Origin of the sequence: Allosphingosinicella sp., from assembly GCF_036387615.1 — a bacterium.
In the GTDB taxonomy this organism is placed as follows: domain Bacteria; phylum Pseudomonadota; class Alphaproteobacteria; order Sphingomonadales; family Sphingomonadaceae; genus Allosphingosinicella.
Genome location: NZ_DASVTH010000025.1, coordinates 106,997 through 119,845, shown reverse-complemented (window position 1 = coordinate 119,845; position 12,849 = coordinate 106,997). Strand labels below are relative to the sequence as shown.

17 protein-coding genes and 2 tRNA genes are annotated in these 12,849 nt (G+C 66.1%); 12 read left to right on the top strand and 7 right to left on the bottom strand.

Translation table 11 applies throughout. The features are described from left to right. On the bottom strand, positions 1–125 hold a 125-nt coding region (locus VF631_RS03955), incomplete at its 3' end, for an AAA family ATPase (RefSeq protein WP_431848973.1). A gap of 82 nt (positions 126–207) precedes the next feature. Continuing rightward, complete coding sequence (locus tag VF631_RS03950) at positions 208–375, bottom strand: hypothetical protein (protein WP_431848967.1); 168 nt, start codon at positions 373–375, stop codon at positions 208–210. A 52-nt stretch (positions 376–427) separates the two neighbouring features. Here VF631_RS03950 and VF631_RS03945 point away from each other — a divergent pair, with 52 nt between their 5' ends. The 4 genes from VF631_RS03945 (at position 428) to VF631_RS03930 (ending at position 2,495) form a co-directional block, all read left to right on the top strand. Then, positions 428–952, top strand: a complete 525-nt coding sequence (locus tag VF631_RS03945) for a DUF805 domain-containing protein (protein ID WP_431848966.1) — start codon at positions 428–430, stop codon at positions 950–952. Between the two features lie 44 nt (positions 953–996). Next, a tRNA-Leu gene (locus VF631_RS03940) sits at positions 997–1,081 on the top strand. Positions 1,082–1,181: 100 nt separating this feature from the next. After that, a complete protein-coding gene (locus VF631_RS03935; RefSeq protein ID WP_431848965.1) occupies positions 1,182–2,363 on the top strand; it encodes an AI-2E family transporter in 1,182 nt (393 codons plus the stop codon). 55 nt (positions 2,364–2,418) lie between these two features. Continuing rightward, positions 2,419–2,495, top strand: a tRNA-Asp gene (locus VF631_RS03930). 3 nt (positions 2,496–2,498) lie between these two features. On the opposite strand, the gene VF631_RS03925 is transcribed toward VF631_RS03930, so the two are convergent. From VF631_RS03925 to VF631_RS03910, 4 genes are all read right to left on the bottom strand, one after another. After that, positions 2,499–2,711 (bottom strand): DUF2842 domain-containing protein, encoded by a 213-nt coding sequence (locus VF631_RS03925; protein ID WP_431848964.1) that lies wholly within the window; start codon positions 2,709–2,711, stop codon positions 2,499–2,501. Further along, positions 2,704–3,252, bottom strand: coding sequence for a 5-formyltetrahydrofolate cyclo-ligase (locus VF631_RS03920; protein ID WP_431848963.1), 549 nt, complete (start codon positions 3,250–3,252; stop codon positions 2,704–2,706). The genes VF631_RS03925 and VF631_RS03920 overlap by 8 nt, the downstream gene beginning before the upstream one ends. 187 nt (positions 3,253–3,439) lie before the next feature. Then, entirely contained in the window at positions 3,440–3,772 is a 333-nt protein-coding gene (locus VF631_RS03915) for a cell division protein ZapA (protein ID WP_431848962.1), read from the bottom strand. Continuing rightward, complete coding sequence (locus tag VF631_RS03910) at positions 3,772–3,978, bottom strand: hypothetical protein (protein ID WP_431848960.1); 207 nt, start codon at positions 3,976–3,978, stop codon at positions 3,772–3,774. Before VF631_RS03910 ends, VF631_RS03915 begins: the two co-directional genes overlap by 1 nt. Positions 3,979–4,179: 201 nt before the next feature. Here VF631_RS03910 and tkt point away from each other — a divergent pair, with 201 nt between their 5' ends. Genes tkt through thiE form a run of 7 tightly spaced genes read left to right on the top strand, consistent with a single transcriptional unit; the run spans position 4,180 to position 10,942 of the window. Next, positions 4,180–6,111 carry a transketolase gene (gene tkt, locus VF631_RS03905; protein WP_431848972.1) on the top strand — a complete coding sequence of 644 codons (1,932 nt, stop codon included), beginning with the start codon at positions 4,180–4,182 and terminating at the stop codon, positions 6,109–6,111. A gap of 1 nt (position 6,112) precedes the next feature. Continuing rightward, positions 6,113–7,120, top strand: a complete 1,008-nt coding sequence (gene gap, locus VF631_RS03900; RefSeq protein WP_431848959.1) for a type I glyceraldehyde-3-phosphate dehydrogenase — start codon at positions 6,113–6,115, stop codon at positions 7,118–7,120. A gap of 4 nt (positions 7,121–7,124) precedes the next feature. Further along, positions 7,125–8,330, top strand: a complete 1,206-nt coding sequence (locus VF631_RS03895; RefSeq protein ID WP_431848958.1) for a phosphoglycerate kinase — start codon at positions 7,125–7,127, stop codon at positions 8,328–8,330. A 22-nt stretch (positions 8,331–8,352) separates the two neighbouring features. After that, positions 8,353–9,267 (top strand): class I fructose-bisphosphate aldolase, encoded by a 915-nt coding sequence (locus tag VF631_RS03890; protein ID WP_431848957.1) that lies wholly within the window; start codon positions 8,353–8,355, stop codon positions 9,265–9,267. Beyond that, on the top strand, positions 9,264–9,611 hold the full coding sequence (locus VF631_RS03885) for a DUF2834 domain-containing protein (RefSeq protein WP_431848956.1): 348 nt from the start codon (positions 9,264–9,266) through the stop codon (positions 9,609–9,611). Before VF631_RS03890 ends, VF631_RS03885 begins: the two co-directional genes overlap by 4 nt. Further along, positions 9,604–10,254, top strand: coding sequence for a class I SAM-dependent methyltransferase (locus VF631_RS03880; RefSeq protein WP_431848955.1), 651 nt, complete (start codon positions 9,604–9,606; stop codon positions 10,252–10,254). Before VF631_RS03885 ends, VF631_RS03880 begins: the two co-directional genes overlap by 8 nt. 4 nt (positions 10,255–10,258) lie before the next feature. After that, positions 10,259–10,942 (top strand): thiamine phosphate synthase, encoded by a 684-nt coding sequence (thiE, locus tag VF631_RS03875; protein WP_431848954.1) that lies wholly within the window; start codon positions 10,259–10,261, stop codon positions 10,940–10,942. A gap of 15 nt (positions 10,943–10,957) precedes the next feature. On the opposite strand, the gene VF631_RS03870 is transcribed toward thiE, so the two are convergent. Continuing rightward, positions 10,958–11,701, bottom strand: coding sequence for a DUF72 domain-containing protein (locus VF631_RS03870; protein ID WP_431848953.1), 744 nt, complete (start codon positions 11,699–11,701; stop codon positions 10,958–10,960). 86 nt (positions 11,702–11,787) lie between these two features. Between VF631_RS03870 and VF631_RS03865 the strand changes: the two genes are divergently transcribed. Then, positions 11,788–12,846, top strand: coding sequence for a L,D-transpeptidase family protein (locus VF631_RS03865; protein ID WP_431848952.1), 1,059 nt, complete (start codon positions 11,788–11,790; stop codon positions 12,844–12,846). Positions 12,847–12,849: the final 3 nt, after the last annotated feature.

Here is a 12,849-nt window from a genome sequence, read left to right as displayed (position 1 = left end):
CCAAACAGGCGCACCATCCACTCGTCTGGTGTGAACCGAACCGCCCCGTGCTCAACCTCCAACCGCTTGGCGAAGGTGGTCTTACCCGATCCCAGGTAGCCGAACAGAAGATGCGCCGTAGCCATCCTCTTACGATACGGGGGTCCATGTCCGCTCACCACCCGCTCCACACCTTCAGGCGAACGTCCGCTTTCCCATTGCGGACATTCAGGGCATCAGAACGCCGCGCTTGCGAAGTAGCACACTCGCCTGCGCGTCGCTCGCACGATCGCCGACCTCGCCGGCAGCGAAGGTGTGGGCCGGGTCCATATGGCCGACGCGCTCAGCTACCGCCGACAGCCGCCGCGCAATTGAGCACTTGAACGACTCGGCCAAGTGCGCAAGCTTCGTCGGTCCGCCACAACGCGGTAACGAACGGGGGGAAGGGATGCACTACATGCTGCTGCCGCTGAAGCGCTACGCCGAGTTTTCGGGTCGGTCGCGCCGGATGGAATATTGGATGTTCTTTCTGTTCCAGGCCCTGGTCTCAACGGCCTTGATGATCTTGCTCATTTCGGTCGGCGGAGCTGCATTGTTCAGCGGCGGCGATCCGACGGCTTTGGCGGCTGCCGGCGGCAGCTTCATGCTGATCATGGGGCTTTACGGCCTGTTTTCTCTGGCGATGTTGATACCGTCTATCGCAGTTGGTGTGCGCAGGCTGCACGACACCAACCGCACCGGATGGTGGCTGCTGGCCCCCCTTGCGCCTTACATATTGATGTTTGTCGCGGTGGGCTTGTCGGCGTCGTCGCCCGATTCAGGAGCCGCGGGCATTCTCGCGATGGTCGGGGGCCTGGCGGTGCTTGCGCTCGGCATCACTCTGCTTGTGTTCATGTTTCTCGAGGGCACCCGCGGGCCTAACCGCTATGGCCCCGATCCCAAGGGCCGCGCGCCCGCGGAAGTGTTCGCCTGACCGGCTTGTGCTGAGCGCGGCGCCACGTTAGGCGCCGCGCTCGTGCCCCTGTGGTGGAATTGGTAGACGCGCTCGACTCAAAATCGAGTTCCGCAAGGAGTGTCGGTTCGAGTCCGACCGGGGGCACCAATCACGCGCGAGCGAATGTGCCGGCTTGCCGCGGTCGTAAATCCAGGGATCTGCTGTTAAGCTTGGCGGCGCCGTCTTGTCGCGGCAGGGAGGCTTGACGGTGCAGAAGCTGCGTGCGGGCGATGGCGAAGGCGAGACTCAGGCCGAAACGCGGGTCGAGGAAGCCTTTCTCGAATCCGCTGCGATCGCATTCCGGCGCGATCGGCTGCTGGCCTCACTCACCCTGATTGCCGGGATCGGGCTTGCGCTCGCCGTGCCGTTTGCGCTGAGGGCCGGCGCCGAGTTCTTCCTCCCGGTCACCGCCGCCCTGGTGATTGCAATCGCGCTCGTGCCTCTGCTCGAATGGTTCGAGCGCCGCCGCGTGCCTTCGGGCCTCGCCGCGCTCACCTGCGTGATCCTGTTCATCACCGTCGCCAACGTCGCCGTCGCCGCCATCGTGCTTCCGGCGACCGAGTGGGTGCGCCTGCTGCCGGAGCGGATCGGCCGGATCCGCAACACTCTTGATCCACTGCTCGAAGTCTATTCCGATCTCGAGCGCTTCACGGACCGGATCGTCGGCGAGTTCGGGGCCGGGGAGAAGGGGCCGCGCACCGTGACTGTCGAGACCCCCAACAGCATGGTCGATCTGATCGCGACTTCCGCGCCGCATGCCGCGATCCAACTCTTCTTCGCAATCCTGGTGATCTTCTTCTTCCTGTCCGGCTGGACCCGGATGCGCAAGGCGACCATCACCACACGCACCAGCTTCGATGGCGCAATGACGACCGCGCGCGTGATCCAGCAGGTGGTGGACGCGACCTCCACCTACCTTGGCACGATCACGCTCGTGAACATCTCGATCGGCCTGATTGTGGCGTTGCTGGTCTGGGCGATCGGCATGGATACGCCGCTGATGTGGGGCGGCATCGTCGCGGTGCTGAATTACATACCCTATCTGGGCCCGATCGCGTCTATCCTGCTGCTTGCGCTCGGCGGCCTGATGACCTTCCCGGATCCGTGGTATGCGCTGCTGCCCGCGGCCTGCTTCGCCGTCATCCACATCGTCGAGGCCAACGTGATCACTCCGGCGCTGGTCGGCCGGCGGCTCACCATCAACCCTTTGCTTATCCTGGTGGCGCTGAGTTTCTGGACCTTCGTGTGGGGGACGACGGGCGCGCTGCTTGCGGTTCCGCTGCTCATCATCACCAAGACCGTTCTGGACGCGGCGGGCAAGCCGGACATCGCCGGATTTCTCTTCGAGGAAGGCACGCTCACCAGCCATTCGCACGAGGAGGAGGATTAGGTCCGGCCCGTGTTGACAGCCTCCGGCGGCTCCACTAACCGCCCCTCACCATCGCGCGGGTGTAGCTCAGTTGGTTAGAGCGCCGGCCTGTCACGCCGGAGGTCGCGGGTTCGAGCCCCGTCACTCGCGCCATGGTCAGCGCCAGCGCCCAGTCTCCATCCAGAGCAGCAGGCGCTTCATCGGAAAGAGCCATAGCCAGGCGACGCCGCTGACCGCGAAGGCGAGGCCGCTCGCCCAACCTTCCAGGCCGAAGCCTTCGGCGAGCGTCACCACGATCACCGCCCAGGTCGCGATCCCGAGCAGCAACAGGCCCATGCCCGCGGGCTTGCGCCAGCTCGGCTCATGCATGGCACGAAATCCATTCGCGCGGGGTCGCGATCGCGTCGAGCGGCATGTCCCACGGGTCAGCGGGAATGGGGCCGTCCACGATCTGGTCCTCCCAGCCGATCCCGATCGTGAAAACGGGGGCCGCTTCGCGCAGGTGCGAAAGCGCGCGGTCATAATGGCCCTTGCCATGTCCGATACGGTTGCCGGCCCGGTCGGCCGCGACCAGAGGGACGAGCACCAGATCGGGGGCGAGCGCGGGTGCCCCACCCGACGGCTGCAAGACGCGCCACGGCCCCGCCTCGACCGCGGGGGCGGCGCGGAACATCATGCGGGCGTCGCGTCCGCCAAACCACGGCAGCGCCGCCTGCTGACCTTCGCGGATCGCGTCGAGGATCAGATAAGGGCTGATCTCATCGCGCATCGGATGGTAGCCGGCGACGACGCGCGCGCCGATCAGATGGGGCAGCACGACTTCTGCAAGTTTGCCTTCCAGCTCGTTTCTCAGCGCCGGCGTGAGCGCGGCCGCGTACGCCTTGCGCCGGGCGAGCGCTTCGAGACGCATCTGCGCCTTGGAAGGGGGTGACGGGACCACCATGGCCGTTTGCCGGAATATCCTCTGACGCCAGTACGTCAGGTGGGGACCATGTGCTTCGGGCCAGGGCCCAGGCAGGGACAGCCCCCGAGGATGTCTTATCGCCTCAGGGATTTTCGCAAAAGCTCGTACCGGGCAGTACCCGTCAACTTCCAATCTAGGAGTTCGCGCCTTGCGGCTCAAGCCTGTCGGCGAGCATTTCGACGCGATCGGCCATGTCTTCGAGCAGCTCCGCGATATTCGGGTCCGCCGCTGGAGTTGCACTCCCGCCGGCGCCTGCGCCTGCGCCGCGCTGCTCCCCGAGTTCGTCGGCCAGCAGGAGCGATGCAAACAGCAACTGCCGCGCTTCGCCCAGATTGCCAAGCGCGCTTGCCGCTTCGCGCGCCTTTCGATCCACGACGGCTGCGACAGAGCGCAGATGCGCTTCCTCACCGTCCCGGCAGGCCAAAGTGTATTTGCGGCCGCCCACTTCGAGTTCCACCGAGGCCATCAATCCGCTCCTTCGGTGGCGAGCAGGCGGTCGATCCGCGCGATCGCGTCTTCCACCTTGCCGCGCAGCGCGTGGTGGGTCTGGCGCAAGCTCAGGAGTTCCGACTGATCTCGCGGCGCGGGGTGTCCCCCGCCGGTTGCAGCTTCGATCCGGGCGAAGGCGCGCTCGATCCGGTCGATGGCGCGAAGGGCACGATCGTCTGACATGGCGCCCCGATAAGCCCCTGCGCCCGGCCCGGCAAGCACCTCCGGGAGCCAAGGTTGACGCCCGCGCCGCCCCCTTTAAAGAAGCGACCTGTCGGCGCGGAGTCCCGCCGCCGACACGCCCTCGCTCCTGCCCCGCCCTCAAAAGGAAGCATCTTGCCCGTCGAACCCCGACTGCTCGCCAACGCGATCCGGGCCTTGGCCATGGACGGGGTGCAGGCGGCCAATTCGGGGCATCCTGGCATGCCGATGGGCATGGCCGACGCGGCGACGATCCTGTTCACGGAATATCTGAAGTTCGACCCGCAAGATCCGGATTGGCATGACCGGGACCGCTTTGTGCTGTCCGCCGGACACGGTTCGATGCTGCTCTATTCGCTGCTCCACCTGACCGGCTACGAGCGGCCGACGATCGATGACATCCGCAACTTTCGCCAACTGGCCAGCCCCTGCGCCGGACATCCCGAGAACTTCCTCTTGCCGGGCGTGGAGGCGACCACCGGCCCGCTCGGACAGGGGTTTGCGATGTCAGTCGGCATGGCGATCGCCGAACGTCATTTGAATGCGCTGTTCGGCGACGATCTGGTCGATCATCGCACCTGGGTGATTGCCGGCGACGGTGATCTCATGGAGGGCATCAATCACGAGGCGATGGGATTGGCCGGCCATCTCGCCCTGGGCCGGCTCAACGTCCTGTGGGACAATAACAAGATCACCATCGACGGCGCGACCGATCTCAGCACTTCTGAAGACATTCCGGCCCGATACCGGGCGAGCGGCTGGCATGTGGTCGGCTGCGACGGTCACGATTTCGACGGCATCCGGGCGGCGCTGGACGAGGCCGTCGCCGACCCTCGGCCCTCGCTGATCGACTGCCGCACGATCATCGGCTGGGGCGCGCCCAACAAGATGGGCACGGCCGCGACGCACGGGGCGGCGCTCGGGCCGGAGGAGGTCGCCGCCGCCCGCCAACACCTGGTGTGGGACAGCGAGCCGTTCGACCTGCCGGAGGAGATTTCGGCCGCCTGGCGGGAGCACGGGCGGCGCGGCATCGGGGCGCACGAGGCCTGGCGCGCCCGCCTCGCCGCCAGCCACCATCGCGACGAGTTTGTGCGGCGAATGGACGGGCGTCTTCCCGCCGATATAGGCATTGCGGATCATCTGCAGTCACTGATCGCAAACCTGCAGAAGGTCGCTACCCGCAAGGCCTCGGAGCTCGCGCTGGAGGCGATCAACGCGGCGCTGCCGGACACGATCGGCGGCTCGGCTGACCTCACCGGTTCCAACAACACCAGAACCAAGGCGCAGAAGCCGCTGACCAGGGACCATTATTCCGGGCGCTACATCTATTACGGCATTCGCGAATTCGGGATGGCGGCCGCCATGAACGGGATGGCGCTGCACGGCGGCGTCATTCCTTATGGCGGCACCTTCCTGATCTTCTCCGATTATTGCCGCCCGGCCATACGTCTCTCCGCGCTCCAGCAGGTCCGCGTCCTCTACGTCATGACCCACGATTCGATCGGCCTTGGCGAGGACGGCCCGACCCACCAGCCGGTCGAGCATCTGACCAGCCTGCGCATGATCCCGAACCTCACCGTTTTCCGCCCTGCCGACGCGGTCGAAACGGCGGAATGCTGGGCGCTGTCGCTGGAGCGGCAAGACGGCCCGTCGCTGCTGGCCTTGTCCCGCCAGAATCTCCCGCAGCTGCGAACCGGACGGACCGACAATCTTTGCGCCCGCGGCGCCTATCGGCTGCGCGCGGCGCAAGTGGCCCGCCAGGTGGTGCTCATCGCGACCGGCTCCGAGGTCGAGCTCGCGATGAACGTGGCCGATGCACTGGAAGGACAGGGCATCGGCGCCGATGTCGTGTCGATGCCGTGCTGGAGCCTGTTCGACGCGCAAGAACCGAATTACCGCGCCGATATCCTGCCGCAAGACACCCTGAAAGTCTCGATCGAGGCTGGGGTGACGCTCGGCTGGGAACGCTATGTCGGGCCGCGTGGCCTCGCGATCGGGCTCGATCGGTTCGGCGCCTCGGCTCCGGCCGAACATCTCTTCAAGCGCTTCGGCTTCACCGCCGAAGCCATCGTGCCGCGGATTCTGGCGGCGCTCAGTTCACAAGGAGATCAGTGACATGGCGACAAGGGTTGCGATCAACGGTTTCGGACGGATCGGGCGCCTGGTGGCGCGCGCGATCCTCGAGAAGCAGGATAGCGGGCTCGAGCTCGTCGCTATCAACGATCTCGCCGATGCCGGGTCCAACGCACTCCTGTTCAAGCGGGACTCTGTCCATGGCGCTTACAGGGGCGAGGTCCGCGCCGAGGGGAACGATCTGATAATAGATGGCCGCCGCGTGCTCGTCACGGCCGAGAAGGACCCCTCCAAGCTGCCCCACGGCGACAACGGTGTGGACATCGCGCTGGAATGCACCGGATTCTTCACGGATCGTGACAAGGCTGGTGCTCATCTCACTGCCGGCGCAAAGAAAGTGCTGATCTCGGCCCCCGCTAAAGGCGTCGACCTTACCGTCGTTTTCGGAGTCAATCACGACAAGCTGTCGGCCGATCACACGATCGTCTCGAATGCCTCCTGCACCACCAATTGCCTGGCGCCCGTCGCCAAGGTGCTGAACGACGCGATCGGCATCGAGCGTGGCCTGATGACCACCATCCACGCCTACACAAACGACCAGAAGATCCTCGACCAGATTCACCCGGACAAGCGGCGCGCCCGCGCCGCGGCCATGTCGATGATCCCCACCACCACCGGGGCGGCGCGTGCGGTCGGCGAAGTGCTGCCCGAACTCAAGGGCAAGCTCGACGGCTCGGCGATCCGCGTTCCAACGCCCAATGTCAGCATCGTCGACCTGACCTTCACGCCGGCGCGCGAAACCAGTCTCGACGAGGTCAACGGCGTCCTTCGCGCGGCTGCCGAAGGCGCGTTCAAGGGCATTCTGGCATATTCCGAAGAGCCGCTGGTCTCGATCGACTACAACCATGACTCGCACAGCTCGACCGTGGACAGCCTCGAAACCGCTGTGCTCCAAGGCCGCCTTGTCCGCGTGCTGAGCTGGTACGACAATGAATGGGGATTCTCCAACCGCATGGTCGACACGGCCGGCGCGATGGCCAAGCTGATCTAGCTCGATGGCGAGCTTTCGCACGCTTGACGATCTGGGCGACGTTTCGGGACGGCGCGCGCTCGTGCGCGTGGACCTGAACGTGCCGATGGCGGACGGGCGACCCTCGGACGACACCCGCCTGCGGGCGACGTTGCCGACGGTCACCGAACTGGCCGATCGCGGCGCTATCGTGCTCCTGCTCGCCCATTTCGGCCGGCCGAAGGGGCAGCGCAGCCCGGACATGTCGCTCTCGCTGGTCACTCGCGCTTACCAGGACGTGCTTGGCCGTCTGATCCGCTTCGTCGGCGACTGCGCCGGCCCGCTTGCGAGCGAGGCGGTCGCCGCCATGCAGCCGGGCGATGTTGCCATCCTGGAGAATACCCGCTTCCACGCAGGCGAGGAGAAGAACGACCCCGAGCTTGCCCGCGCCATCGCCGAACTCGGCGACTTCTACGTCAACGACGCCTTTTCCGCCGCTCACCGCGCGCACAGTTCGACCGAAGCCCTGGCGCATCTGCTCCCCGCTTATGCGGGGCGAGGCATGGAAGCCGAACTGACCGCGCTGGAAAAAGCGCTGGGCGCGCCCGAGCGCCCGGTCGCGGCGGTGGTCGGCGGGGCCAAGGTCTCCACCAAGCTCGACGTGCTGCGTAACCTGGTAGCCAAAGTCGACCACCTCATCATCGGCGGCGGCATGGCCAACACCTTCCTCGCGGCGCGCGGAGTCGCGGTCGGCAAGAGCCTTTGCGAGCATGACCTGACGCAGACGGCGCTCGACATTCTCGAAGCCGCAGACCGGGCAAACTGCACCGTGCATCTCCCTTACGACGTCGTCGTTGCCAAGGAGTTCGCGCCCAATCCAACCAGCTTGCGCACTTGCAACGTCCACGAGGTCGCACCCGACGAGATGATCCTGGACGTGGGACCCGCCGCGGTCGAAGCGCTTGCCGACGCGCTCAAGACGTGCCGCACCCTTGTCTGGAACGGCCCGCTCGGCGCGTTCGAGACGCCGCCCTTCGACGCCGCCACTGTCCAGCTCGCCCGGACGGCCGCTGCGCTGACGCAGGCCGGGGCGCTCGTATCCGTCGCCGGCGGCGGCGACACGGTCGCGGCGCTCAACCAGGCCGGGGTCGCCGATCAGTTCAGTTTCGTCTCGACCGCGGGCGGCGCCTTCCTGGAATGGATGGAAGGCAAGGAACTGCCCGGGGTCGCCGCGCTGCGGCAGCCGCACTAATTGCAGATCAGGAGCTTACCCAATGACCTTCACGCCTGTCATCAAGCAGATCCTTGCGAATTACGAATCCGATAACCCGGGAGTGAAGGCGAACCTCGCGCGGATCCTGACGCAGGGGCGGCTCGGCGGCACCGGCAAGCTCATCATCCTGCCGGTCGACCAGGGCTTCGAGCATGGCCCTGCGCGCAGCTTTGCGATTAACGAGGCGGCCTACGACCCGCACTACCATTTCCAGCTCGCGATCGACGCGGGTCTTTCCGCCTATGCCGCCCCGCTGGGGATGATCGAGGCGGGCGCCGACACCTTCGCCGGCCAGATCCCAACCATTCTCAAGGTCAACAGCTCGAACAGCTGGGCGACCTCGATCAACCAGGCGGTCACCGGGACGGTCGATGATGCGCTGCGCCTTGGCTGCGCCGCGATCGGCTTCACCATCTACCCGGGCTCCGACAACATCTTCGAGATGATGGAGGAGATTCGCGAGATGTCGGCCGAGGCCAAGTCGGTCGGCATCGCCACCGTGATCTGGTCCTATCCGCGCGGCGGCAACCTTTCCAAGCAGGGCGAGCTCGCGCTCGACGTCGGTGCTTATGCCGCGCACATGGCGACCCTGCTCGGCGCGCACATCATCAAGGTCAAGCTGCCGACCGACCATGTCGAGCAGAAAGACGCGCAGAAAGTCTATGAGAAGTTCGACGCATCCACCCAGGCCAAGCGCGTAGCCCATGTGGTGCGGAGTTGCTTCAACGGGCGGCGCATCGTCGTGTTTTCCGGCGGCGCGTCCAAGGGTGTTGAAGATGTGTTCCAGGACGCGCGCGATATCCGCGACGGCGGTGGCCACGGCTCGATCATAGGCCGGAACACCTTCCAGCGCCCGCGCGAGGAAGCGCTCGCGATGCTCGACCGCCTGGTGCGCATCTACAAGGGCGAGGAGTGAGCCAGGCGAGCGCAGGGAGGGGTGGCGCGTATCGCCTCTACCTCGGCCTGGCGCTCGTCGGCGCGGTCCTGCCTTACGCGATCCTTCTGCCCTGGCTCGCTCGGCACGGATTGGACGTCACGCAGTTCCTGGCAGGTCCGTTTGCGAATGGACCGGCCAGCATCTTCTCGGCTGACGTGCTGTTCTCCGCCGCCGTGTTCCTGACCTTCGTCGCTGTCGAGGGCCGTCGGCTGGGCATGCGCCGCCTCTGGGTTCCGCCGCTGATCGTCGTCGCCATCGGGCTTTGCTGTGCGCTGCCGCTCTTCCTGGCACAGCGGGAGCGAGCGCTCGCCCCACATGGCTGACCCGGAGTTGATGCGCGCGCGCTACCTCGCCGGCCAGTTTGCCCGCCCGCGCGGGCGGATCGGGCGTTGGCTGATCGCCCCCTGGCTCGACCGGATTGCCGGTCCCAGCAATCGGCTTGCGTTCCGCAAGCTCGACGTCCGCTCCGGCGACCGGGTGCTCGAGGTCGGTTTTGGAGGCGGTGGGCTGCTCGGGCGGCTGTTGGCCGCCGGCGCGGACGTGGTCGGGGCCGACATTTCGGAAGCGATGATTGCCCGGGCTCGGCTGCGCTTTCGGCGCGAAGCGGGGCAGGGCCGGCTCCGCTTGCTGCATTGCTCCGTCGATCGGCTGCCGCTCGACACGGCGAGCATCGACAAGGCCGTCAGCGTCGCAAGTCTTTACTTCTGGCCCGATCCGGCGGCCGGGATAGCCGAGCTTGCGCGAGTGATCCGGCCGGGCGGGCGGCTGGTCCTTTGCTTCGAGCCTGCCGAAGAGTTGCGGAAATGGCCCGGTCACCGCTTCGGCTTCCGTTTGTTTGGTCAAGAGGAGGTGGAGGCACTGCTCGAGGCAGCAGGGTTTCAGGTGCTCGACGTCCAAGTCGGGCATGGGCGCAAACCGGATCGCTTTCTTTGCTTGAGCGCCGAGCGGGTTGCTGCGAACGGCTGAACGCATGGAAATCGAAGACGATCTCAGCCTGGACCCGAATTTCGCGGGGATGTTCCAGCCGGTCGAGCGGCCGGCCTGCCAGCTTTACTTGATCTCACCGGTTCAGACGGGACCGGGTCTCGGGGAGTCGCTCAAGGCCGCGCTCGATGCCGGCGACGTCGCCGCTTTCCAGTTGCGGCTCAAGGGCCTCGACGATCATGCGGTCGCCAGGGCCGCCGAGCCGCTCCAGCGCATCTGCGGGGATCGCGAGGTCGCCTTCATCGTCAACGACAGCATGGCGCTCGCCAAGCGTCTCGGCGCCGACGGAGTCCATCTGGGGCAGGGGGATGGCGATCCGCGAGAGGCGCGGGCGCTGCTCGGACCATCGGCACAGATTGGGGTGACCTGCCATGACAGCCGCCACCTTGCCATGGCGGCGGGCGAGGCGGGGGCCGACTATGTCGCGTTCGGCGCCTTCTTTCCGACGAGCACCAAGGACACCCGCCACCGTCCGGACCCGTCTATCCTGTCCTGGTGGTCGCGACTGTTCGAGCTGCCATGCGTGGCAATCGGCGGCATTACGCCGGAGAATGGGCGCGTGCTGGTCGAGGCGGGAGCCGACTTCCTGGCCGTCTGCAGCGGCGTCTGGGCACATCCTGAGGGCTCTGCGGCGGCCGTGCGGGAGTTCCAACGCATCCTCGAACGTTAAGCCGAGACTTCTCGTTCAACGCAGCGCCTGCGCCACCATGGCCCGCAGGGTCAGGGCATCGTCGATCGCATGGGCGTGGATGTCGTTGTTGAAATAGGCCCAGACTTCCCGGCCGGCACGCGCCTGGCCCACCATCCAGTCGCTCGCCGTAAGCAGGCGCTCGTCGGGATATCGGCCCCAATATTTGCCTTCCCCGCCATGAAAGCGAAGATAGGCGAGCGGGCCCGAAGCCCAGAACGGCGTGGTCGACCCGGCCATGTCGTGGACGCAAAAGCCGATGCCGCTCGCATCGAGCAGCTCCAACATTTGCGGCTCGATCCAGCTCGGTTCCCGAAACTCGAAGACGTGATGGAGGTCGGGCGGAAGCAGCGCAAGGAAGGCTTCTACCCGCTCGCGATCGAAGACCCAGCGGGGTGGCAGCTGGTAGAGGATCGGCCCGAGCGTCGGCCCCAGCTTCCGTGCCCGACCGAGAAACTCCTTCACCGGCTCCGCGCATTCGCTGAGCTTCTTCATATGAGTGATGAAGCGCGGCGCCTTGACCGCATAGCGGAAGCCGGGCGGCGCCTGGTCCTGCCACTTCGCGAACGTCTCGGGCTTGGGCAGATGGTAGAAGCTGGAGTTGAGCTCCACTGTCCCGAACGTATCCGCATAATGATCGAACCACCGCTTCTGGGCGAGCTTGTCCGGGTAGAAGAGGCCCCGCCAGTGCCGGTAGGTCCAGCCTGAACAGCCGATCCGGATCGCGTGCCTCGGGTGCATCGTCGATCAAAGCCGCGGCGGTGGAAATAAGTTTCGGCTGCCGCGTTTGAGGTTCCGATTCCCTAGTCAGTTGCGGAGCGTACCTCGTGAACAAAACTCATCTCGTGAACGGCTTTCTTCTCGGCAGCATGGCGATGGCGGTCGCCGGGGCAGCCGTCGCGCAGGATCCGGCGGCCAAAGCGGGCGCTCAGCCCAGAGCTGCGCAGGCGCGGCCCGGCGGAGCTGCGGCCGAGGACAAGTTCGACGGCCAGGTCTTCCATGCCCAGGTGCTGCTGGATCGGGCCGGCTTCTCGCCCGGAGTGATCGACGGCATGGCGGGCACCTCGCTCCAATATGCCCTGAAGGGCTTCCAGGAAGCGCGCGGCCTCCAGGTCAACGGCCAGCTCGACGGGCCCACCCGCGCCGCCTTGCTGCAGGACCGCGCGCCCTCCTCGCTGACCCTTCGGATCGCGGAGAGCGACGCGCAGGGGCCCTTCACTCCCATCCCCAAGGAGCCCGAGCAGCAGGCCAAGATGGAGCGGCTCGCCTACCGCAATCTGCTCGAGAAGTTGTCCGAGAAGTTCCACACTACGCCGGCAACGATCATTGCCCTCAATCGCCCGGACATGATCCTGCGCGCCGGCACCGTGCTTCGGCTGCCCAACGTGCTTCCGGCCTCGCGCAGCTACTCGAACGTGAAGCCCGATGTCGCCCAGCTGCTCAGTGACTTGAACGTCAACGGCACCCAGCCCAAGGCCGACCGGGTCGTGGTGGACAAGTCGGACAAGGTGGTGCGGGTGCTGGGCGAGGACGGCCGCCTGCTGGCGCAGTTTCCGGCGACCCTCGGCAGCGACAAGGACCCGCTCCCGCTCGGCAACTGGAAGGTCAACGCGCTGTCCTACAACCCGCCGTTCAAGTACCAGCCCAAGCTGTTCTGGGACGTTGACGACAAGGAAAAGGAGCAGATGCTCCCGCCTGGCCCGAACGGGCCGGTCGGCCTGGTCTGGATCGATCTCAGCAAGGAGCATATCGGTATTCACGGCACGAACAGTCCGGAGACGATCAAGCGGGCGGAGAGCCATGGCTGCGTGCGGCTGACTAATTGGGACGCGGCGCGCCTGACGCAGATGATCGGCAACGGCACGCCCGTGGTCTTCCAGGCCTGATCC

Bases quoted from the DNA above. Each gene is read 5' to 3' on its own strand.
- VF631_RS03945 (WP_431848966.1), top strand. From the start codon at position 428: ATGCACTACATGCTGCTGCCGCTGAAGCGCTACGCCGAGTTTTCGGGT.
- VF631_RS03925 (WP_431848964.1), bottom strand. From the start codon at position 2,711: ATGCATGAGCCGAGCTGGCGCAAGCCCGCGGGCATGGGCCTGTTGCTG.
- VF631_RS03920 (WP_431848963.1), bottom strand. From the start codon at position 3,252: ATGCGTCTCGAAGCGCTCGCCCGGCGCAAGGCGTACGCGGCCGCGCTC.
- VF631_RS03915 (WP_431848962.1), bottom strand. From the start codon at position 3,772: ATGGCCTCGGTGGAACTCGAAGTGGGCGGCCGCAAATACACTTTGGCC.
- VF631_RS03910 (WP_431848960.1), bottom strand. From the start codon at position 3,978: ATGTCAGACGATCGTGCCCTTCGCGCCATCGACCGGATCGAGCGCGCC.
- tkt (WP_431848972.1), top strand. From the start codon at position 4,180: ATGGACGGGGTGCAGGCGGCCAATTCGGGGCATCCTGGCATGCCGATG.
- gap (WP_431848959.1), top strand. From the start codon at position 6,113: ATGGCGACAAGGGTTGCGATCAACGGTTTCGGACGGATCGGGCGCCTG.
- VF631_RS03895 (WP_431848958.1), top strand. From the start codon at position 7,125: ATGGCGAGCTTTCGCACGCTTGACGATCTGGGCGACGTTTCGGGACGG.
- VF631_RS03890 (WP_431848957.1), top strand. From the start codon at position 8,353: ATGACCTTCACGCCTGTCATCAAGCAGATCCTTGCGAATTACGAATCC.
- VF631_RS03880 (WP_431848955.1), top strand. From the start codon at position 9,604: ATGGCTGACCCGGAGTTGATGCGCGCGCGCTACCTCGCCGGCCAGTTT.
- thiE (WP_431848954.1), top strand. From the start codon at position 10,259: ATGGAAATCGAAGACGATCTCAGCCTGGACCCGAATTTCGCGGGGATG.
- VF631_RS03870 (WP_431848953.1), bottom strand. From the start codon at position 11,701: ATGCACCCGAGGCACGCGATCCGGATCGGCTGTTCAGGCTGGACCTAC.